The sequence below is a fragment of the Flavilitoribacter nigricans DSM 23189 = NBRC 102662 genome (assembly GCF_002646595.1).
Taxonomy (GTDB): domain Bacteria; phylum Bacteroidota; class Bacteroidia; order Chitinophagales; family Saprospiraceae; genus Flavilitoribacter; species Flavilitoribacter nigricans.
Window position 1 is genome coordinate 268,755 of record NZ_PDUD01000010.1, and the last position, 22,058, is coordinate 290,812.

The following is a 22,058-nucleotide window of genomic DNA, read 5'->3' on the forward strand; positions in this document are numbered from 1 at the left end:
GAACCGGCCACTGACTTCTAAAACAAAGCAAATATTCTATGCTCTATATCGTACCTACCCCCATCGGTAATCTCGAAGATATTACCTTGCGTGCCCTGCGCATTCTGGGGGAGGTCGATCTGGTCCTGGCGGAAGATACCCGGGTCAGCAAGCGCCTGTTGCAGCACTACGATATCACGACGCCCATCCGGGCCCACCACGCCCACAACGAGCACGGCACCACACCGCAACTCGTACAGCAAATGGAAACGGGCACCACGATGGCCCTGGTGTCGGACGCAGGTACGCCCGGGATATCCGACCCCGGCTTTTTGCTGGCCAGAGCCTGCCACGAGGCCGGTATCCGGGTGGAGTGCCTGCCCGGAGCGACTGCTTTTGTACCGGCGCTGGTGGCATCGGGACTGCCCTGCGACCGTTTCCATTTTGAGGGTTTCCTCCCCCACAAAAAGGGCCGGCAGACGCGCCTGCAGCATCTGGCCGAATTGCCGAATACCTTTGTGCTCTACGAATCGCCCAACCGGCTGGTGAAATGCCTCGATCAACTGATCGAGCACTGCGGCGAGGATCGACCCGCTTCCGTAGCCCGGGAATTGAGCAAATTACACGAGGAAGTTCGTAGCGCTACCCTGGGAAGTTTAGCAAATCATTACCGGGAACAAAACAAAGTGAAAGGGGAAATTGTCATTGTAGTAGGCGGCAAGTAAACTTTGACCTAACCTTTTTGTATCATTGTCCATTCTTATTTAAAAGCTTTCGCACACACAAGTATGGTAGAACTCGCGGGAATCATCATTTTAGGCATTCTGGCTCAGTGGTTGGCCTGGAGGATCAAAGTACCGGCCATCCTGCCGCTGATCCTGATCGGACTGATCGTTGGTCCCCTATCTGCCTATTTTACCGCTGATGGGACCAAACTGCTGGAACCAGTGTACGATGGAAGGACGGATTCCGGACTTTTCCCGGGGGAATACCTTTTCTATTTTGTGGCACTCTCTATCGGGATCATCCTTTTTGAAGGTGGCCTGACCCTGAAAAAGAAAGAGATCTCCGATGTCGGCCCCGTCATCCTCAAACTGATCACCGTTGGTTCGGCCATTACCTTTCTCGGTGCCGGCCTGGCGGCCCACTTTATCATGGGTCTCAACTGGGCTATTTCTTTCCTCTTTGCGGCCCTGATCATCGTTACCGGCCCGACCGTTATCGCTCCGATCCTGCAGAATGTGCCCCTCAATCGCAACGTAGCTACCGTACTGAAATGGGAAGGGATCCTGATCGATCCCATCGGCGCGCTGGTGGCCGTCATCGTATTTGAGTTCATTCGCTCCACGGAAGGCAGTATGGCCTATACCTCGCACGCATTTGTCACCTTTACTCAGATCATTTTTATCGGTCTGGCCCTGGGGGCGGTAGCCGCCTGGTCGCTTTACCAATTGATCAAACACGATCTTATACCCCATTATTTGCTCAATGTGTTTACCCTGGCTTTCGTACTGGCGGTATTTGTATTTTCGGATCTCATCGCCCACGAATCCGGGCTACTCTCCGTCGTGATCATGGGCATGGTACTGGGTAATATGGACGTGCCCCGGCTCAAGGATATTCTCGATTTTAAGGAATCGCTCAGCGTACTGCTCATCTCGATCCTCTTTATCCTCCTGGCCGCTAATATCGACCGTGGAGAACTGGAAATGGTATTGAAGGACTGGCGCAGCTTCGCACTCCTGGGTTTTGTGGCATTTGTCATTCGGCCCCTGGGCGTATTTTTCAGTACCCGGGGCTCGGACCTGAAAGTCAAGGAAAAGTTGTTCATCTCCTGGGTTGGTCCCCGGGGGATCGTGGCGGCCGGTATTGCCTCCCTGTTCGGGATCACCCTGACCCGGGAGAATGTGGAGGGGGCCGAGTACATCACGCCTCTGGTATTCCTGATCGTTCTGGGGACGGTATTGCTCAACGCGGCCACCGCCCGGATCGTTGCCCGGCTGCTAAAGGTCATTCAGGATACGAGCGAGGGCATTCTGATTGTAGGATCCTCCACCGCCAGCCGGGTGATCGGAAAATACCTGCAGGATAACGGCCGGCATGTAGTGCTTATCGACAACAATGATTACAACGTGCGCAAGGCCGTCAGCATGGGACTCAAAGCCTTTAATCTGAACATATATTCGGATGATCTCTCCGAGCAGTTTGATCTGCTCGATGCGGGTTACCTGATCGCCATGACGAGCAGTCCGGACGTCAATGAATATGCTGCCCGCCACTACGAACGACTGTTCGGGGAAAACGGTACTTACCGGCTCATCTCACCCGATGAGATGCAGCAGGATCCGTCCGAGATTCCCCAGCAGGGCATTTTTTCCTTCACCGATGATTTTATCAACCTCAGTGAAGTGGCCCGGGACTATCCCGTTATTCACGAAACGCCGGTCAACAATATCGACGAGCTTACGGCCTTACTTCGCCGGTTGAATGCCGAGAAAAAGAGTATTCCTATCTTTATAAAAAATAAAGAAGGCCAACTGGAGATCCTGCAGGCCAAACCAGAGGAGATGGAGGTTGAAGAAGGAAATATGCTCGTTTATTTGGGTAAAGAGATGGAAAACTAAAAGAGATCACCCGGCTTTTTCCTGCGCACTTTTATTTTATCGCCCGATCCGGGTATTTTTGCCGCGCATCCGACAGCAGCCGGCTGCTACCATATCCCTCATTATAAGTCATATTCATGAAGTTCTTAGGTACCGTTCTGATCCTTTTTTCCTGCGTAGCCTGCAATTTGGTCTCTTCCGGCAACTCATCCGCTCCAGATATCACGGCCTTTCCGGTAGAAGTTGTCCAGCCGGTGGTTCCCCAGTTGATCCGGGATACGGTACCACCTCCGCCTCCGATCGATTACGATACCAGTCAGTGGACAGAACTGATCCGGCTCGACAGCAGTTTTGTGATCGACCTGCGCTATGCCACCGACAGCAATTTTGTGGATACCATCATGTACGAATGCGGGCGCTGCTTCCTGCGACCGGCCGTGGCCCGGGCGGTACTGGCTGCACAGGAAGAACTACGCCCCCAGGGATACCGGCTCATGATGCTGGATTGTTACCGCCCCCGGCCCGTTCAGTGGCGGCTCTGGAATAAAGTGCCGGATCCCCGCTTTGTATCCGACCCCCGGAAAGGCTCTATGCACAACCGCGGCGCAGCCGTGGACCTTACCCTGGCCGATCCCGACGGCAACGAACTGGATATGGGCACTCCTTTCGACTTCTTTGGCCCGGAAGCTTATCCGGCTTACACCAAACATCCCGATAGTATCCTGGCCCGTCGCAAGCTCCTGAGCGAAACAATGATCCGTCACGGTTTCCGCGCCATCCGTACCGAATGGTGGCATTTTGCCTATACCGGCCGGGGAAATGCGCTGGCGGACTGGGAGTGGGATTGCCCGGAATAAGCTTGGTCCTGATGTTACTTCCAACGCTACCGGATGGCGGAACATTTATCCTACCCCTCGAATAACCTAAAATTTTCACTACCTTTGCGGCCCCTTAACGCAAGGCCCTAGTCATACCCATAACCTTCAGCAATTTTATATCTCAAATTTTTTCCTGGCTCGGAAATCGACATTTCCGTAACGGGCTAACTTTTTTTTATTGCAAATGAAGAAATATTTCAACCTTTTCGACCTCTCACAAAAAGTCGATTATAAAACAGAATTCCTTTCCGGACTGACCGTAGCGCTGGCCTTGATCCCCGAAGCAGTTGCTTTTGCTTTCATGGCGGGGCTTTCTCCACTGACCGGCCTGTACGCCGCTTTTGTAATGGGTCTGGTGACTTCCATCCTGGGCGGACGTCCGGGCATGATCTCCGGAGCGACCGGAGCGGTAGCCGTCGTGATCGCCGCGCTGGCGCATTCCCACGGTGTGGAGTATATTTTCGCAACGGTGATTCTGGCGGGTATCCTGCAGGTCGGTGCCGGTATGCTCCGGCTCGGAAAACTGATGCGGCTGGTGCCCCATCCCGTGATCTTCGGTTTTGTCAACGGACTGGCCATCATCATTTTCATGTCCCAACTCGATCAGTTTAAGGATGCTTCGGGCGCATGGCTGACCGGAACGCCGCTGTATGTTCTGCTCGGACTGGTACTGCTGACCATGCTGATCATCTGGGGACTGCCCAAACTCAGCAAGGCGATCCCGGCCTCCCTGGTGGCGATCCTGACTATTTTCGGTCTGGTGGTTATGCTGAATATCGATACCAAAACCGTTGGAGATATGGCATCTATTCAGGGTGGATTTCCGCCCTTCCATTTGCCCAATGTGCCGATAAACCTGGAGACTTTCATGCTGATCCTTCCCTACGCCGGTATCATGGCGGGGGTAGGCCTGATCGAAAGCCTGCTGACCCTCAACATTATCGATGAGATCACCGAAACCCGCGGCCGCGGTAATAAGGAAGCCGTAGCGCAGGGCACGGCCAATATCCTTTCCGGACTGTTCTCCGGCATGGGCGGCTGTGCGATGATCGGACAAAGCCTGATCAACATTTCTTCCGGCGCCCGGGCCAGAATGTCCGGCATTGTGGCGGCAGTGATGCTGCTCATCTTCATCATGTTCGGAGCCAGCCTGATCGAAAAACTGCCGATGGCGGCGCTGACCGGACTGATGATCATGGTGGCGATCGGTACCTTCGAATGGGCCAGTTTGAAGACCTTCAACAAAATGCCCAAATCCGACATCTTTGTCATGGTCCTGGTAACGGCCGTTACCGCGCTCCTGCACAATCTCGCCCTGGCGGTGATCATCGGAGTGATCATTGCCGCGCTGGTCTTTGCCTGGGACAACGCCAAACGCATCCGCGCGCGCAAACGGATCGATGAAGACGGCATCAAACACTATGAAATTTACGGACCGCTATTTTTTGGTTCCGTCACCGTTTTCAACGAGAAGTTCGACGTGCTGAATGACCCGGAAGAAGTGATCATTGATTTTGCCGAAAGCCGGGTGGTCGACATGTCCGCAATTGAAGCGCTCAACAAGATCACCGAGCGCTACCAGAAGGTGGGCAAAAAAGTTCACCTGAAACATCTCAGTCCGGATTGCCGCAAACTCCTGGCCAATGCCGAAGAGATCATCGATGTGAACGTCATGGAAGATCCAAACTACAAACTGGTTGTAGACCAGATCTAACAGCAAGCGAGTGAGGAAGTGCAGAGTTACTTCCTCACTCCTTCACCTCCTTTCCCGTCAGCCATTCCACATTGGCTGTGATCCATTCCGGGTCCCGGTCCCACCACTTTAATTGCAGCAGTTTTTCGATCTGTGCGTCCGGAAATCGCCGGCGGATCACCCGGCCCGGATTGCCCCCGACGATCGTATAGGGCGGCACATCTTTGGTGACCGTAGAATTGGCGGCAATGATGGCCCCGTCGCCGATCTGCACGCCCGGCATGATGGTAGCCCGGTAGCCGATCCAGACGTCGTTGCCCACAACGGTATTCCCTTTACTGGGATAACTTTTGCCGTCCATGGCTTTTTCCCAACCGTTGCCGAATATGGCAAAAGGATAACTGGAAACGGCATCGGACAGGTGATTCGCACCGTTCATAATGAAAGTGACATCGGAAGCGATCATACAGAACTTGCCGATGATCAGTTTGTCTCCGATGAAATCGAAGTGGTACTTCACATTTTTTTCAAAATTGTGCACATCCGAAAAGTCATCGTAATAGGTATAGTCCCCCACTTCAATATTGGGATTTTTTACCAGATTTTTCAAAAAGCAGAGACGGTCGTAATGGGGCAGCGGAAAGAGGGTATTGCGATCAGGTCCTTGCATGTTCTTTTTTTCTACAAAGTTGCGCCATTGCATCCGCTTTGTCGTCCGCAATTACAATTAATCAGCTTCCGGTGAGATTCCGAACCAGAAAAACGGCCCCGCCGGTCAGCGAGCCTGCTTTTGGGCGTTCAGCCAGGCCGAAGGTGTGCGTCCCATATGTTTTTTAAAGAAAGCGTTGAATACGGTTTTTGAATTGAAGCCGCTTTCGTAGGCCAGTCCCAGAATGGTCAGATGTGCATTCGATGGATCTTTGGCTTTTTCGCAGAATGCTTCCAGGCGGAAGCCGTTGATGTATTCGTTGAAGTTTTTCCCGATCTGCTCGTTGAGGAACCAGGATAGTTTATTCGGATGCAGGGACAACATTTCCGCCAGGTCTTTGAGCGAAAGAGCCGGATCCAGGTAGGGATATTCGCCGGCCAGCAGTTCACTCAGTAACTGCCGGTAACGGGCAATTTCCTCCTCATCCATTTTCGGTACGTCCTCTGCCGGTGGTGGCGTGGAGGTCTGGTTCGGCATATCCCCGAAGGCGGTTTTTTCCAGAGCGGCAAATGCCGGATCGTCCCGCAGGGGCGCCAGGAAAGGATCGTGAAACAAGGTAAAGAACCGTCCGTGCCTTCCCGCGATACCTTCCCGCAACTGCTGCATTACGGCCTCCTTTTTTCCCGCATACAGATCGAAATATACCCGCCAGGGTCGAAATCCGCCATCCAATTCCGGACTGTCCGCTACCGGGCTCCGATCGATCCCATGGTAGCGATCGTACAGGAGCTGATAATAAGGAGCGAACGACTTATCCCGGTGTTTTTCCAGGAGGCTATTCAGCGCATCCGGTTCTTTGAGTAAAATGAGGTTGGCCGCTTTCACCTGCAGGGCCAGTTGCCAGTTGGGATCGAGTTCCTGCACCCGGTCCATATATTCATTAGATGTGGTGTGATCGCCGGCGAAGAAGAGAATATTTCCCTTCATGAAGATATGATTCGCCGAAAGCGGATTGACCACCAGTGCCCGGTCGATACACTCCAGGGCCTCTGCAAAACGCCCCTGGGTGATCAGCAGGCCGGCCTTGGCCTCGAGGACCTCACTGTGATTGGGCTGAATAGCCAGTGTTTTATCCAGTTGCTCCATCCCCTGAGCGACATCCCAGTCCAGCAGGATGCTACAGGTAGCCGCCGCCAGGTAGTAATCGGGCCAGTCGTTCTTGAGTTGGGAAACGATCTGCAGGTATTGGGCGGTCTGCCGGCGGCCTTCTGCCAATGGCGTTATATTCCAGGAGGTAAGGTAAGCGTGGCATCGGATCAGACCGTAGTACGGCAGTGGGTTCCGGGCATCCAGCTGGATGCTCTTTTCGTAATATTCGATGGCCCGCGGATAATTGACATTGCTCCACTGCAACTGAAAGGAACGACCTTTCAGGTACAATTGGTAAGCCTCAATGTCCTGAGTCGGGGCCTGCACCAGTTGGTCCTGGATGTCGAGGTGGCCGAAATGTTCCCGGATCTGTTCGGCGATCAGCAGACTGATCTCATCCTGCAAATCGAAGATATCCACCATTTCACGATCGAAACTTTTGGTCCACAACCGAAAGCCGTCGGCCGCCCGGATCAGTTGGGCCGCAATGCGCACCCGGTTCCGAAACCGGCGCACACTCCCTTCCAGCAGGGTGCGAACGCCCAGTTGCTCACCGATCCGGCGCACGTCAATATGTTTTCCCTTGAATACAAAAGAGGAGGTACGGGCCGTCACTTTCAATCCCTTCACTCTGGTGAGGGCATTGATGATCTCTTCCGTAATTCCGTCGCTGAAATATTCGTTGTCCCGGTCGGAACTGATATTAACAAAGGGAAGTACAGCCACCGATTTTTCTTGCTCTTGCATGAGAAAGGTTACTGCTGCTAAAGGTAATTACTTCTCCTTAAAAGGTCGATATTTGAACTTTATATAATTTCTCCGGCCAGCGCCTGATAGCTTTGTTAATGGCCCATAAATTCTTGTTAATAAGCTGTTAAGCGGCGAGAGGGGCTCGTTTTTTAATTTAATTTTGGATTCCAAATTAGCATTTCGCAATGAACGATAAGATAATCCGGCGCGTGTTGATCTTCGGTGCAGTGGCCATTCTGGGCATTGTGGCCGTGCAGTCTTATTGGGGCATCAGCACCTGGAATATCAACGAGGAAGAGTTTCACCAGAAGGCCAGTCAGGCTTTGTTCAATGTGGCGAAAGACATGGCTAAGCTCAGCGGAGCCACCCTCCCACCCCGGGAAGTGATCAAGCAGCGCACCAATAATTATTATCTGGTCAATGTAGAATACGAGATCAACTCCATCTCCCTGGAAGCCTCCCTGCACAAGGAACTGGAAGCCATTGGCCTCAATATCCCGTTCGAATACGCTGTCTACGACTGCTATACCGACGAGATGCAGTATATGGCCTACTGTACCGACCGCCCCGTGGATAAGGCCAACCTCGAACTGGGCAACCTGCCGAAGGATAATCAGAATGAATCCAACTACTACTTCGGGGTGAAATTCCCGACCCGGGCCGGTTATCTGTTCAATAAGATCCAGCTCTTTCTTTTTCTCACGCTGATCCTGTTCATCACGGTCGCCTTTTTCGGCTACGCCATGAGCGTCATCCTGCGGCAGAAGCGCCTGTCCGATATGCAGAAGGATTTTATCAACAATATGACCCACGAGTTCAAAACGCCGATCTCCACAATCAAAATATCGGCGGATGTTTTCCTGAATAATCCCGATGTGCGGCAGAATGAGCGCCTGCTCCGCTACGCCGGTATCATAAAAGAGCAAAATCTTCGTTTGAATCATCAGGTAGAGAAGGTTTTACAACTGGCCAAAGTGGAAGGAGACAATTTTGAGCTGAAAAAAGAATCGCTCGATCTGACCGAAGTGCTGCTGCCCATCCTGGAGAGTACCAAACTCCGGGTAGAGGACGTCAATGGCAAACTGGATTACAGCATTCCCGAACACGCCATTATGATCCGGGCCGATAAATTCCACCTGACCAACATTCTGCATAACCTGCTGGACAATGCGATCAAATACTGTTGTGAATATCCGCAGATCAGGGTCGAATTGACCGAAGAGAAAGGCAGGGCCCACTTGACGATCGCGGATCAGGGTGTCGGTATCAAAAAAGAACATCTCCCCCACATTTTTGATAAATTCTATCGCGTTCCTACCGGTGATGTCCACAACGTAAAAGGTTTTGGCCTCGGCCTTTTTTATGTGAAAAACATTTGTGATGCCCACCAGTGGAAATTACAACTGGAAAGTGAAAACGGTAAAGGCACCCAGGTCTCCATCCGCATTCCGGTCGGGTAATCATTTTGCGGTTCAAGACACCACTTAACGACCACTATTTAACTGACTACTGACTCACAAAATACCATGAAAGCTCATTTACTGTACGTTGAAGACGATGAAAGCCTGAGTTTTGTAACCCGGGACAATCTCGAATTGCAGGGTTACAAGATCACGTACTGCCCCGACGGGCGACAGGCGCTGGATGCCCTCTCCCTCCACCGGTTTGACCTCTGTATTCTGGACGTGATGCTTCCGGAGATCGACGGTTTTACCCTGGCCCGGGAGATCCGGAAATTCGACACCCAGGTGCCGATCCTTTTCCTCACCGCCCGTTCGCTGAAGGAGGACCGCATTCAGGGACTACGCCTGGGAGCGGACGACTACATCACCAAACCTTTCAGCATCGAGGAACTGATCCTGAAGATTGAAGTGTTTCTCCGCCGCAGCAAGATCTCCCAACCCGAACAACCCTCCCATTTCCGTCTGGGGAAATTCGAGTTTGATTATAAAAACCTCAAACTGAAGCTTGGAGAGGAAGAAAAAAGGCTGACCCAGAAGGAAGCTGACCTGCTGAAATTCTTTGTCGATAACCGCAACCAGGTGGTCAAGCGCTCCCGCATCCTGCAGCAGATCTGGGGCGAAGATGATTATTTCATGGGCCGCAGTCTGGACGTTTTTATCTCCCGTTTACGAAAATATCTGCAGCAGGACCAGCAGTTAAAGATCGAAAATATTCACGGTGTAGGCTTCCGTTTGGTGGAAGAAGGAGCCGGTTAACAAATGTTTGTAGAAAAATCAAAGAACTTTAGGAGGTTTTTTTCAACAGGGGCCTTATCTTTGCACTTCCAAAAAATTCAGTAAGACATAACTCACTGATTATTAAAACCATGAAAGGAGGTTGGAAGGTGTGAAAATCCACTGATCCGGCCCGATCCTTGGAACATATGCTAAATAATTCTAGAAACAGATGGCATTAATAGGAAAAATCAGAAAGAATTCGTGGCTCCTGGTAGTCCTTATCGGCTTGGGCCTGGGCGGCTTTGTGGTAATGGATATGATGAACTCCGCCAGCGGCCCCGGCGGTGCCAACGCGCAGCGAGACCTGGGAGAGGTTGACGGTCAGAAAGTAGACCGCGTAGAATTTGAGCGTGCCTATAGCCTGCTCTACGGCAACTCCGCCACCAGCGCCATGGCCAACCGCACCCAATTGTGGAACTGGTACGTGGAAAACAGCATTCTGCAGGAAGAAGCCGAAGAGATCGGCCTCGGTGTAGGCAGAGCGGAGATCAATGAACTGGAATTCAGCCCTACCCGTCGGAGCGGTATCGTAACGACCCGTTTCATGGATCCCACTACCCGCCAGGTGAACGAGCAGCAACTGGCGCTGATCAAGCAAACTATTGAGAACGGCAATGTACAGCAGGCTATTGAAACTGGCCAGCTGAGCCCGTCTTTCGTTGAATACTGGCGCCACCAGCGCAAAGAGCTCGTTAAGGAACGCCTGCAGGCGAAACTGAACGCGCTCGTATCTAAAGGGATGTACGCTCCGACCTGGATGGCCGAAATGGGCTACGCCGAAGCGAACCAGCCGGTGGATATCGCCTACGTAAAAGTACCTTTTGACGAGATCGATAACTCCGAGATCGCCCTGAGCGACGACGATTACCGCAACTATCTGCAGGCGCACCGTGCTACTTACGAGCAGGACGAGGAAACCCGCGGACTGAAACTGGCGATCTTTACCGTTGAACCGACCGAGCAGGACTCTGCCGCTCTGCGTCAGGAGCTGAATGATAAAAAAGAAGCTTTCCGCACGGCGGAAAACGACTCTACCTACGTACTGCGTAACGAAGGTCAGCTGCTGAACGCTTACTACAGCGCTACCGATGCGGCCATCGTTCCGATCGCCGATCAGGTATTCAGCATGGCAGTTGGTGATGTCTACGGTCCTTACGCCGAGGCCAACACCTTCCGCATGGTAAAACTGCTGGAACGCCACATGATCTCGGATTCGGCGGATACCCGTCACATCCTGTTGTCCGCCAGCACTCCGGCCCAGTTTACCCAGGTAGAGACCCGGATCGACAGTATCAAGAACGCTATCGAGTCAGGCAGTGACACCTTCGAAGCCCTGGCCGAACGTCTGAGCGAAGACCCCGGTAGCAACACCAATGGCGGTGTTTACGAGAACGTAACACCGAACCAGTTCGTACCGGCTTTCAATAAAGTACTGTTTGTAACCGGTGAGATCGGTCAACTGTACAAAGTGCGTACACTTTACGGATGGCACCTGGTAGAAGTACTGAGCCGCAGCGCCGCTCAGACGGAAAGAGCCAAAGTAGCCTTCCTGGCCAAAGAGATCGTTCCTTCCAAGGAAACTCAGGATAACGCTTACGATGCTGCTTCTGCATTCATCGCCAACAACCAAAGTGCGGCGGATCTGACAGCTGCCGCCGAAGCGGATCCTTCCGTACAGCTGGAAAGCTCGCAGATGTTCACGACCAATGACTTTACCATCAACCCGGTTGGAGACGGAAACGATGCCCGCGAAATGATCCGCTGGGCGTTCAATGCCGACAAGGGTGATGTATCCGGTACGGTATATGTATTCAAAGATCAGGCTTCTTACTTCGACGGCAAATACGTAGTTGCTGCGCTGGATAATGTCCAACGCGCCGGTCTGCCGGAAGTAGCCAACATCAAGAGTGAGATCGAACCGCTGGTCATGAATGAGAAAAAAGGCGCTCAGCTGAAATCTCAGATCCAGGGTTCTGACCTGATGGCCATCGCCAATCAGTTCAGCACGCAGGTTGATACCGCTACCAATATCACGTTCAACCAGACGCTGGTATCCGGCCTGGGCAACGAACCCAAAGTGATCGCTTCTGCCTACGGGCTGGAAGAAGGTCAGGTTTCCGGGCCGATCGTGGGCCAGACGGGCGTATTCGTAGTGAAGATGCTGCGTAAGCCGACTCTGGCCACGCCGACCAACCTACCGCAGGTTCGTCAGCGTCTGCACGCTGATCAGCGTTCCAAAGTAGCCGGAGCACTGGTACAGGCTATGAAGAAAAACGCCGATATAGAGGATTACCGATCCGTATTTTATTGATATTGGATTTAAATTAGCCGGGAAAAGCCGGAGAGTTTTGAAAACAGCTCTCCGGCTTTTTCGTTTTTGGTTTTTTTATTCATCTTTGTGCAATTATTGAAAATACTTTCTTTCACTAAATAAAGAAGCAATGTCTGAGATTGAAAATGCCGGCAATAAAGGCTATTGTTTAATGTGGTTTTTCATTTTCTTATTACTGTTTGTCATTCTCGTTGTCGGCATCTACCAGTATAACGGACGTTTTATCGGATAAGAAGCGATCTACACCTATACCTGTATGCCACGCGTACGGGAGGTCACACGGAGAGACCACTGAATAATAACTTACATAAAAAAATCCCGAATGTTCCGGTATGGAAAATTCGGGATTTTTTATTGTTTAAGTTCTGCGAAGCTTTACACACTTACGTTTTCGTAAAGTGGGAAACGCTCCATGTATTGGTTAATATCCTTGCGGACCTGATCAATTTTCTGCTCGTTCTCGATGTCCGACAGGATCGCATCGATCCAGTCCACTACCTGCAGGCAATCCTCTTCTTTGAAGCCCCGGGTAGTGATGGCGGCCGTACCGACCCGCATACCGGAGGTGACGAAAGGAGATTGCGTATCGAAGGGAACCATGTTCTTATTGACGGTAATATCCGCGCGCACTAGCGTATTCTCAGCGGCCTTACCGGTCACATTTTTTGAGCGAAGGTCAATCAGCATCAGGTGATTGTCCGTACCGCCGGAGATCACGTGGTAACCTTTTTCCACAAAAGCCTGGGCCATCACCTGGGCGTTTTGGATCACCTGCTGGCCGTAGGCTTTGAATGACGGCTGTAGCGCCTCTCCGAATGCCACCGCTTTGGCGGCGATCACGTGTTCCAGCGGACCGCCCTGCATACCTGGGAATACCCCACTATTGAGTACAGAAGACATTTTGATCGGGCTACCTTTCTTGGTGGTACGTCCCCAGGGATTTTCAAAATCCTTACCCATCATGATGATACCACCGCGGGGACCGCGCAGGGTCTTGTGCGTGGTGGAAGTCACAATATGGCACTGCTGCAGCGGATCTTTCAGTAATCCTCCGGCGATCAGACCGGCCGGGTGGGCGATATCCGCCAGCAAAAGAGCGCCAACTTCATCGGCGATCTCCCGGAAACGGGCGTAATCCCAGTCCCGTGCGTAGGCAGAAGCCCCGCACACGATCAGTTTGGGCTGCACCTCACGGGCTTTAGCGGCTACTTTATCCATATCGATCAGACCGCTGTCCTTTTCCACACCGTAAAAATGCGGCTTGTAGACCTTACCGGAATAGTTTACCGGTGATCCGTGCGACAGGTGTCCGCCGTGAGCCAGATCGAATCCCAGGATGGGATCTCCCGGCTTCAGAGTGGCCAGAAATACCGCAGCATTGGCCTGAGCGCCGGAGTGAGGCTGTACGTTAGCGTACTCGGCACCGAAAAGTTCGCACAGGCGATCGATCGCCAGTTGCTCGATCTCGTCCACTACCTCACAACCGCCGTAGTACCGTTTGCCGGGGTATCCTTCGGCGTATTTGTTGGTCAGGCAGGTGCCCATGGCGTCGATCACCGCCTGGCTGGTGAAGTTCTCCGAAGCGATGAGCTCAATGCCCTTTCTCTGGCGCTCCAGTTCTTTATGGATGAGATCAAAAACTTGTTTATCTGTATGCATAGCCATAAGAATTATTAGAAACGGTAAGTTAATTCGTTTTAAAAATGGTGCAGGCCGGGATCGGGGATCAGAAACGGCGGCGTCCGGATGTTCTTTTCCGCAGCGTGATCCGATCCGGTATCTACAGTTACTAAAACCGTTTCATTTGGTATAGGCAAAATCCGGGAAGCAGTCTGAACGGTCTCCCAAGAAGGGGCAAAGGTACGATTTTAGTCATTAATGCTCAGTTGAATAGTTGATATTATCCCCTCCATTGTGCAAACTTTTTCTCTTTTTACCGTTTGTTATTGAAGGTGTATTTACTCAGCCGGGGGCCGAGGTCCGAAAAGTATTTTACTTCCTGTTTAAAATTGGTAGTGAACGGTATTAGCGGGAAAGGATCAGACCGAAGGGCATGGCTACGGGCAGAGGACGGAATAATTTTCCGGGCTATACTGCTGTAAAATGGATTTTGGAATCCGGATCAATTTGAGTACCGCATAAACGGACGCGAAGCCGTTTGGAAATTCTGACGGTCACAATACGCCAGGACTAAACCACTTCGCCGCAGACATAATTTCTTTAACATATTGGCAGTAAAACTTAAACCTCTGCCGGATTTGGTAAAATATATACGGCATTTATACTATCCGTAGGTTTATAATCCGTTAATGACTTACGACTTAATGATCCCCCTTCGCTACTTTCATAACTTTGCGGAACTGAACCTATTTTTATTTTAAGATTAATAATGCATAGACGACAAATTCTAAGATCGGGCTGGATAATCTTCTTTTTGTTTCTGCTGCAGTTAAGCCTGTGGTCCAAAACAGCGCGTTATCGCTGTATGTGGCGGGAAGAGCCATCCACTACCATGGTCATCGGATGGGATCAGGTATCGGGTTATAATGCCGAAATAAAATACGATGTGGTGGATCACGGTACGGACGCCCGTTCTTACCGCTACTCGGCCAAACCGGCAGCTAAGGTATCCGCCAAGGGCATGAATAATCACTTCGCCCGCCTTACTCACCTCAATCCCAATACGACTTATTACTTCGTGATCCAGGATACGGAAGGCGTAAGCAAGCGCATGTCTTTCCGTACCACTCCGGATAATCCTAATTTAAAACTTTCCATAATTGCCGGAGGCGATTCGCGTAATCACCGGAAAGCCCGCATTTCCGGCAACCGCATTGTCGGTAAGCTGCGGCCGCATTTTGTGATGTTCGGTGGAGATATGACGGCCGGTGATACGCCGACCGAGTGGGTGGAGTGGCTGGACGACTGGCAACATACTATTACCAGTGACGGCCGGCTGACACCGATCGTAGTGGCCCGGGGCAACCACGAAGCTTCCAATACTTCTTTGGTAGAGATCTTCGATGTCGCAAAACCGAGCTTGTACTACGCATTGACTTTCGGCGGCAACCTGGTGCGCATCTACACCCTCAATACCCTGATCCCATCGGGAGGAGACCAACGAACCTGGCTCGAGAAGGACCTGGCCGCCAACCAAAGTGTCAGTTGGAGAATGGCTCAGTACCACCATACCATCCGCCCCCATACCCGTAGCAAACCCGAACGGGACGAGCTGCTCCTGAACTGGTCTACCCTTTTCAATAAATATAAACTCCGGCTGGTAGTTGAATCCGATGCCCATGTGGTGAAATGGACCTATCCCATCAAGCCTTCGCGGGCGCCGGGTAGTCAGATGGGTTTTATTCGCGACGATGTAGACGGCACCGTTTACGTCGGTGAAGGATGCTGGGGAGCGCCGCTACGTTCCAACAACGATGATAAATCCTGGACCCGCAACAGCGGTAGTTTCAATCAATTCAAATGGATCTTTGTCGATCGCCGGAAGATCGAAGTTCGCACCGTCATCATTGACGGTTCCAGCGGCGTGGAAGATACCGATGTCAATAATGTTTTCGACATGCCGCGTGGGCTTTCCCTCTGGAATCCCAGTAACGGATCGGTCGTGACCATCGTCAACGATAACGTGGCGACCTCCGAGCCCGAACCGCCGATGATCGCCGGGCCGCCCATGGAGATCCTCGATTGTACCGCCAAACAGAACGGCGACGATATTATCATCAGCTGGACGGTCAGCAACGATGCACTGGGCATGAACTACGAGGTACAGCGGTCCGTTGACGGCGGTAGTAAGTTCACCACCATTGCCGATTACCGGGCTAAAAAGACCGGAACGGCCACTTATCATTGCCCGGATCTGAACGTAGCCCGTAGGTACAAGCTGAAGGATCTGAAATACCGGCTTTCCTACGAAGATAAACAAGGCGGCCGCCAGTGGCAGGAACCCAAAATACAGATCAGTACAGCTGCCGCTCCGCCGGCGGGCAACAGCACGGATGCTTCCGGTCTGCCCCCGATCATCCCCCTCAACATCAGTGATAAGGGGACGGTGAAAGTTGCTTACAACCTGCAACGGCCCGGTGCGGTAGAAGTTATCCTAATGACCCCTGAGCTCCGGGAGGTATCCCGCCTCAATTTTCCCGGTCAATCGACGGGTGCGGCCAGCCAAACCATCGATATCAGCCGGGTACCCCGTGGACAATACCTGCTGGTGGTAAAAGGAGAAGGAAAAGTCATCCGCAGGTTTAGGGTCGTCCGGTAATCCACTTGCTTGCCGCAGGCAACTTCGCCGGAGTATTAGTTTAAGTTTTGTAGCTTTGGCCTCCGAAATACAGCTATTCGCCCGAATAGAACGAACTTTCCTCGTTCTCAATCGTATTCATTATCACTTATTGAACTAAAACCGGCGGACAGGCCCAGCTGAACAGCTTAAACTAAGAGGTATGGGAAATTCCCTGCAGAGTATCCAGGAACCGATCGCGGAAGAACTACAGGCTTTTGAAGAGCATTTTCGTGAGGCCATGCGCAGCCCTGTACCCCTGTTGGACCGGATCACGTATTACATCGTTCGCCGGAAAGGGAAACAGGTGCGGCCGATGTTCGTTTTTCTCTCCGCCAAACTCTGCGGAGCAGTAGGCGAAGCCACTTACACGGCCGCTTCCCTGGTAGAATTGCTCCACACGGCATCCCTGGTCCACGACGATGTGGTGGACGATTCCTTCGAGCGGCGGGGTTTCTTTTCGATCAATGCACTTTGGAAAAATAAGATCGCCGTACTGGTCGGGGATTACCTCTTATCCCAGGGACTTTTGGTCTCCCTAAAAAATAAACAATTCCACCTCCTGGAGATACTGACCGAAGCGGTCAAAGCCATGATCGAAGGCGAACTGTTACAACTGGAAAAAGCCCGGCGACTGGATATTGACGAAGCGGTCTACTACGAGATCATTCGCCAGAAGACCGCCTCTCTGATCTCTTCCGCCTGCGCGGCCGGAGCGGCATCTACCACCAATGAAGAAGCGCTCATCCAACGGATGCGGATCTTCGGGGAAAAGATCGGGATCGCTTTTCAGATCCGCGATGATCTTTTTGACTTCGGCACCGATGATGTGGGCAAACCGCTGGGGATCGACATCAAGGAAAAGAAAATGACCCTACCGCTGATCTACGCCCTCAACCAGGCGGAGAAAAGCCAGCGGAGGAAGATCATCAATATGATCCGGCGGCACAACGAGGACCAGGAAAAAGTACGGGAAGTTATCGATTTCGTCCGCAATAGCGGCGGGCTCGAATACGCCCAGAAAGCCATGCTGCGCTTCCGAAGTGAAGCTTTTGAACTGCTGCACGAATTCCCGGAATCGGAAGTCCGCCAATCCCTGGAAGACCTGGTAATATTCGTCACGGACCGGGAAAAATAAACAACCCTTTGCTATCTATATCCCTAAAAAACAGAAGCGCCACGGAGGATGTCCTCACGTGGCGCTTTTTATTTATCCGCCGGCTATCCCGCTACGGGGCTATCCGGCCGGTCTTTTATACATCTACTTTCGCATATTTAGCGTTAGCTTCGATGAAGGCACGCCGCGGCGGTACTTCATCCCCCATCAGCATGGAGAAAATGCGATCAGCTTCTTTTGCATCGTCAATGGTTACGCGGTTCAGAATACGCGATTCGGGGTCCATGGTCGTTTCCCACAACTGTTCGGCGTTCATCTCACCCAAACCTTTGTATCGCTGGATCTTCACGGAAGTATCGTTCTCTCCTTTGGAGTAGGCGGCAATGGCCGCTTTCCGCTCTTCTTCGGTCCAGCAGTACCGGAATTGCTTACCCTTTTTCACCATGTACAGCGGCGGGGCTGCAATGTAGATATAGCCCTGCTCGACCAGTTCGTGCATGTACCGGAAGAAGAAAGTCAGGATCAGCGTAGTAATGTGACTACCATCGACGTCGGCATCACACATGATGATGATCTTGTGGTAACGCAGTTTTTCCAGGTTGAGCTTCCGGTCGCCGTCTTCCGCTTCTTCGATCCGCACCCCGAGGGCGGTAAAGATATTCTTGATCTCCTCGTTATCGTAGATCTTGTGCTCCAGCGCTTTCTCTACGTTCAGGATCTTACCGCGCAGCGGCAGGATAGCCTGGAAGGTCCGGTCGCGACCCTGCTTGGCGGTACCACCGGCCGAATCACCCTCCACGAGGAAGATCTCACTGGCGCCGGGATCCTTGGACGAACAATCAGCCAGTTTACCCGGCAGGCCACCACCGGTCAGCACGTTTTTGCGCTGTACCATTTCGCGGGCCTTGCGGGCAGCGTGGCGGGCCGTAGCCGCCAGGATCACCTTATCGATGATCTTACGGGCAGCCGTCGGGTTCTCTTCCAGGTAGTGGCCGAGGATCTCCCCAACCGTCCGGGAAACGATACCGTTCACTTCCGAGTTACCGAGTTCGCCTTTGGTCTGACCTTTAAACTGCGGTTCGGGCACTTTGACCGAAACGATCGCCGTCAGGCCTTCCCGGAAGTCTTCACCGGAAACTTTAAATTTCAGTTTCTTGAACATGCCGTTGTCTTCGGCATATTTGGAGAACACCCGGTTAACCGCCCGGCGGAAGCCCTGTACGTGGGTACCGCCCTCGCGCGTATTGATATTGTTAACGAAGGAGTAAATATTCTCCTTAAAGGACGTATTATAGTGAAGCGCTACTTCAACTTCTACGTTGTCTTCCTCGCCTTCGACGTGGATCGGCTTATCGATCAGGCCCTGTTTACCTTCATCGAGGTACTCGACAAATTCTCTCAGACCACCTTCGGAGTAGAAGGACGCTTTTTTGAAAGAACCGTCATCTTCCTTTACCCGCTCGTCGATCAGCTCCAGCTGCAGACCGCGGTTCAGGTAAGCCAGTTCGCGCAGGCGATGAGCCAGGGTCTCGAACTTGTATTCCAGCGTCTCGAAGATATCTGCGTCCGGTTTGAAGGTCACCTTCGTTCCGGTATCATCGGCTTCTCCGATCACTTTCACGTCAGCCAGTGGCTTACCGATAGCGTATTCCTGTACGAATATCTGGCCCTCGCGGTGCACTTCGGCACGCAGGTGGGAAGACAGTGCGTTTACACAGGATACCCCTACCCCGTGCAGACCACCGGAAACCTTGTAGGTATCTTTATCGAACTTACCACCGGCGTGCAGTACGGTCATTACCACTTCCAGAGCTGATTTTTGCAGCTTCTTGTGCATGCCCGTAGGAATACCCCGGCCGTCGTCCTGTACACTTATGGAATTATCCGGATGGATGATCACGATGATCTTGCTGCAATGCCCGGCAAGATGCTCATCGATCGAGTTGTCGACCACCTCCCAAACCAGGTGATGCAAGCCCTTGCTATCGGTACTACCGATATACATGCCCGGGCGTTTTCTTACTGCTTCCAGTCCTTCAAGTGCCTGAATATTATTGGCACCATAGTCGTTTTTAGCTGTTTGAGTTGGAACTTTTTCTCTTGTTGTATCCATAGTGCAAAGATACGAAATTTATCCCGCTAATTGGTAGGCAAATGCCCTCTGAAAGCCTTATTAAAATCTTAAATTATTTGGTTAAGAAACAACTAAATGACCCCAAAATGGTGTTTTATAATTACGGTAAAAAACTGACCTGTGGAAATAGTGATTTCGAGCCTTGACGAGCTAGATAAAGGCGTGCAGCAATTGCTGCAATACCTGGGTGATAAACGGATACTGGCCTTCCGGGGCGAGATCGGAGCCGGCAAAACCACGTTTATCCAGTCCTTCTGCCATCATTTCGGCGTGCGGGAGCAGGTAACCAGTCCGACCTTTTCACTGGTTAATGAATATTCGTACCGGGACGAACGGGGCCGGATACAGTACATCTATCACATGGACCTGTATCGTCTCAAACGAATGGAGGAAGCATTGGACTTCGGTATCGAGGAGTATTTATACGATGATCACTACTGCCTGATCGAATGGCCGGAGATCGTCGAAGAGATCCTGCCGGAAGATACTGTATGGATAAATCTTCAGATCGTCAATGATTCCACTCGAAAAATGTTAATTTTGTGAGTTACACTCGATGCGGGACTCAAAAGAATTCCAGGAATGACTATGATTCCCGTGTTCGGTGGCTGGATTTAATACCGCTTTGAAGCTATGAGTGAACAGGAGAAGAAAATACCTATTCCCAAGATATTTACCGAGAGCAAGTACAGCACGCAAACGGAGATGCTACCGGTGAAGCACAAGTCGAGCAAGCTGTTCATCGGCATTCCGAAGGAACTGACCCTGCAGGAGAACCGGGTAGCCCTGGTGCCTTCTTCCGTAGCTACGCTGATCGGCCACGGCCATCGCGTCATGATCGAGACCGGAGCCGGAGAAAAATCCCACTTTTCCGACCACGATTATTCCGAGGTCGGCGCGGAGATCGCCTACAGCCAGGAACAGGTCTACAAAGCCCACGTCATTCTCAAGGTAGCTCCGCCCACACTGAAAGAGATCGATCTGATGCAACCGAACCAGATCCTGATCTCCCCGCTTCAGCTGCCGATCATCTCCGCCGAATACATTCTCAAACTCCGCCAAAAACGGGTGATCGCCCTCGCGATGGAATACATCAAGGACGATGAATCCGATACCTTCCCGGTAGTGCGCATTATGAGCGAAATGGCGGGCCTGAACGCCATGCTCACCGCTGCCGAATTACTCAGTACCACCGGTGGTGGTAAAGGCGTTCTGCTCGGCGGAATTTCCGGCGTACCCAGCTCCAAAGTGGTGATCCTGGGTGCGGGCATCGTTGCCGAATACGCTACGCGGGCCGCACTGGGCCTCGGAGCGGAAGTCCGCATCTTTGACGACAACATCTACAAGCTCAAACGCATCCAGAATCAGGTAGGCCGACCGCTGTATACATCGGCTTTCAATCCCGTCTATCTCGAACGGGAGCTGGTCAACGCCGAAGTGGCCATCGGGGCCATCCATTCCGAAGACGGGCGTACGCCGGTTATCGTTTCCGAGGAAATGGTTTCCAAAATGAAAAGCGGATCGGTTATCGTGGATGTGAGTATCGATCAGGGTGGCTGCTTTGCCACTTCCCGCGTTACTACGCTCAGCAAGCCCACTTTTACCAAACACGAAGTGATCCACTATTGCGTACCCAATATCGCGTCCAAAGTGGCCCGTACTGCATCGATTGCTGTGAGTAATATTCTGACGCCCATCCTGCTGAAGGCGGGTTCTACGGGAAGTATCGAAACACTTTTCTTCTCCAATCTGGGGCTGCGTCACGGTATTTACACCTACAAGGGTTGCCTCACGAACGAATACCTCGGACGTCGATTCGAAATCAAGTCTACCGACCTGGATCTGTTGATTACTTCTAGTTTGTGATCGTATCGCGAAAGAGTGGATCCAGCTTCAGGGAATCCTTCAGCTTTTTGAGTTCCGGCCTATCCGGTTTGAGCGGTTTCGGCGGTTTATTCATACTGTCGCGCTGCAGGCGGGCCTCGGCGATCAAAATAGAATCAGCGATCTTTCCCGCTTCTTCCAGTACATTATCCCGGCACTGCTGGGTCAGAATCTGCCGGTAGGTAAGGATCCTTTCTTCTACCTGTTGTTTCAGAAAAGCCTCCACGGCCACCTGGTTTTCATCCGGACCGTCCCCGCAGGCCACCAGGGCGGTCACTATGACCAGCGCCAGACCTACCGGATATATGCGGGTATTCTGAAGTATTGGAGTGATTTTTGATCTCAGATACATA

The 22,058-nt window shown here is 52.0% G+C and carries 17 protein-coding genes; 12 read left to right on the plus strand and 5 right to left on the minus strand.

The genetic code is table 11. From position 1 onward, the window contains the following. Positions 1 to 38: 38 nt before the first annotated feature. The 4 genes from rsmI (at position 39) to CRP01_RS07260 (ending at position 5,174) form a co-directional block, all read left to right on the plus strand. Positions 39 to 704 (plus strand): 16S rRNA (cytidine(1402)-2'-O)-methyltransferase, encoded by a 666-nt coding sequence (gene rsmI, locus CRP01_RS07245; protein ID WP_099149351.1) that lies wholly within the window; start codon positions 39 to 41, stop codon positions 702 to 704. A gap of 63 nt (positions 705 to 767) precedes the next feature. Further along, complete coding sequence (locus CRP01_RS07250) at positions 768 to 2,603, plus strand: cation:proton antiporter (RefSeq protein WP_099149352.1); 1,836 nt, start codon at positions 768 to 770, stop codon at positions 2,601 to 2,603. 116 nt (positions 2,604 to 2,719) lie between these two features. Then, positions 2,720 to 3,439: a M15 family metallopeptidase gene (locus CRP01_RS07255; RefSeq protein WP_233752640.1), complete on the plus strand. Its 720-nt coding sequence runs from the start codon at positions 2,720 to 2,722 to the stop codon at positions 3,437 to 3,439. Positions 3,440 to 3,644: 205 nt separating this feature from the next. After that, the gene (locus CRP01_RS07260) at positions 3,645 to 5,174 is read left to right on the plus strand and encodes a SulP family inorganic anion transporter (RefSeq protein ID WP_099149353.1); all 1,530 of its coding nucleotides are present in this window, start codon (positions 3,645 to 3,647) and stop codon (positions 5,172 to 5,174) included. A gap of 34 nt (positions 5,175 to 5,208) precedes the next feature. On the opposite strand, the gene CRP01_RS07265 is transcribed toward CRP01_RS07260, so the two are convergent. Together CRP01_RS07265 and CRP01_RS07270 are read right to left on the minus strand one after the other, a co-directional pair. Then, a complete protein-coding gene (locus CRP01_RS07265) occupies positions 5,209 to 5,856 on the minus strand; it encodes a CatB-related O-acetyltransferase (protein ID WP_394337757.1) in 648 nt (215 codons plus the stop codon). A gap of 72 nt (positions 5,857 to 5,928) precedes the next feature. Further along, entirely contained in the window at positions 5,929 to 7,698 is a 1,770-nt protein-coding gene (locus tag CRP01_RS07270) for a helix-turn-helix domain-containing protein (RefSeq protein WP_099149354.1), read from the minus strand. A 188-nt stretch (positions 7,699 to 7,886) separates the two neighbouring features. On the opposite strand from CRP01_RS07270, the gene CRP01_RS07275 reads away from it, so the two are divergent. The 4 genes from CRP01_RS07275 to CRP01_RS42965 all read left to right on the plus strand — a co-directional run bounded on the left by CRP01_RS07275 (position 7,887) and on the right by CRP01_RS42965 (position 12,505). Further along, on the plus strand, positions 7,887 to 9,161 hold the full coding sequence (locus CRP01_RS07275; RefSeq protein WP_099149355.1) for a sensor histidine kinase: 1,275 nt from the start codon (positions 7,887 to 7,889) through the stop codon (positions 9,159 to 9,161). Between the two features lie 66 nt (positions 9,162 to 9,227). Continuing rightward, on the plus strand, positions 9,228 to 9,920 hold the full coding sequence (locus CRP01_RS07280; RefSeq protein ID WP_099149356.1) for a response regulator transcription factor: 693 nt from the start codon (positions 9,228 to 9,230) through the stop codon (positions 9,918 to 9,920). A 190-nt stretch (positions 9,921 to 10,110) separates the two neighbouring features. Next, positions 10,111 to 12,252 (plus strand): peptidylprolyl isomerase, encoded by a 2,142-nt coding sequence (locus CRP01_RS07285; protein ID WP_099149357.1) that lies wholly within the window; start codon positions 10,111 to 10,113, stop codon positions 12,250 to 12,252. A gap of 130 nt (positions 12,253 to 12,382) precedes the next feature. Further along, positions 12,383 to 12,505: an autophagy-related protein 27 gene (locus CRP01_RS42965; RefSeq protein ID WP_233752641.1), complete on the plus strand. Its 123-nt coding sequence runs from the start codon at positions 12,383 to 12,385 to the stop codon at positions 12,503 to 12,505. A gap of 143 nt (positions 12,506 to 12,648) precedes the next feature. Here the strand turns inward: CRP01_RS42965 and CRP01_RS07290 are convergent, their stop codons facing one another. Then, entirely contained in the window at positions 12,649 to 13,932 is a 1,284-nt protein-coding gene (locus CRP01_RS07290; protein WP_099149381.1) for a serine hydroxymethyltransferase, read from the minus strand. Between the two features lie 730 nt (positions 13,933 to 14,662). On the opposite strand from CRP01_RS07290, the gene CRP01_RS07295 reads away from it, so the two are divergent. Then, positions 14,663 to 16,552: a purple acid phosphatase family protein gene (locus CRP01_RS07295; protein ID WP_099149358.1), complete on the plus strand. Its 1,890-nt coding sequence runs from the start codon at positions 14,663 to 14,665 to the stop codon at positions 16,550 to 16,552. A 181-nt stretch (positions 16,553 to 16,733) separates the two neighbouring features. Further along, positions 16,734 to 17,708 carry a polyprenyl synthetase family protein gene (locus CRP01_RS07300; RefSeq protein WP_099149359.1) on the plus strand — a complete coding sequence of 325 codons (975 nt, stop codon included), beginning with the start codon at positions 16,734 to 16,736 and terminating at the stop codon, positions 17,706 to 17,708. Positions 17,709 to 17,823: 115 nt separating this feature from the next. On the opposite strand, the gene gyrB is transcribed toward CRP01_RS07300, so the two are convergent. Then, entirely contained in the window at positions 17,824 to 19,800 is a 1,977-nt protein-coding gene (gene gyrB / locus CRP01_RS07305; RefSeq protein ID WP_099149360.1) for a DNA topoisomerase (ATP-hydrolyzing) subunit B, read from the minus strand. A 141-nt stretch (positions 19,801 to 19,941) separates the two neighbouring features. Between gyrB and tsaE the strand changes: the two genes are divergently transcribed. Continuing rightward, positions 19,942 to 20,367, plus strand: coding sequence for a tRNA (adenosine(37)-N6)-threonylcarbamoyltransferase complex ATPase subunit type 1 TsaE (tsaE, locus tag CRP01_RS07310; protein ID WP_222845670.1), 426 nt, complete (start codon positions 19,942 to 19,944; stop codon positions 20,365 to 20,367). 87 nt (positions 20,368 to 20,454) lie between these two features. Then, positions 20,455 to 21,687 (plus strand): alanine dehydrogenase, encoded by a 1,233-nt coding sequence (locus CRP01_RS07315; protein ID WP_099149361.1) that lies wholly within the window; start codon positions 20,455 to 20,457, stop codon positions 21,685 to 21,687. Here CRP01_RS07315 and CRP01_RS07320 read toward each other — a convergent pair. After that, on the minus strand, positions 21,677 to 22,057 hold the full coding sequence (locus tag CRP01_RS07320) for a hypothetical protein (RefSeq protein WP_099149362.1): 381 nt from the start codon (positions 22,055 to 22,057) through the stop codon (positions 21,677 to 21,679). The genes CRP01_RS07315 and CRP01_RS07320 overlap by 11 nt on opposite strands. Between the last annotated feature and the right edge of the window lies 1 nt (position 22,058).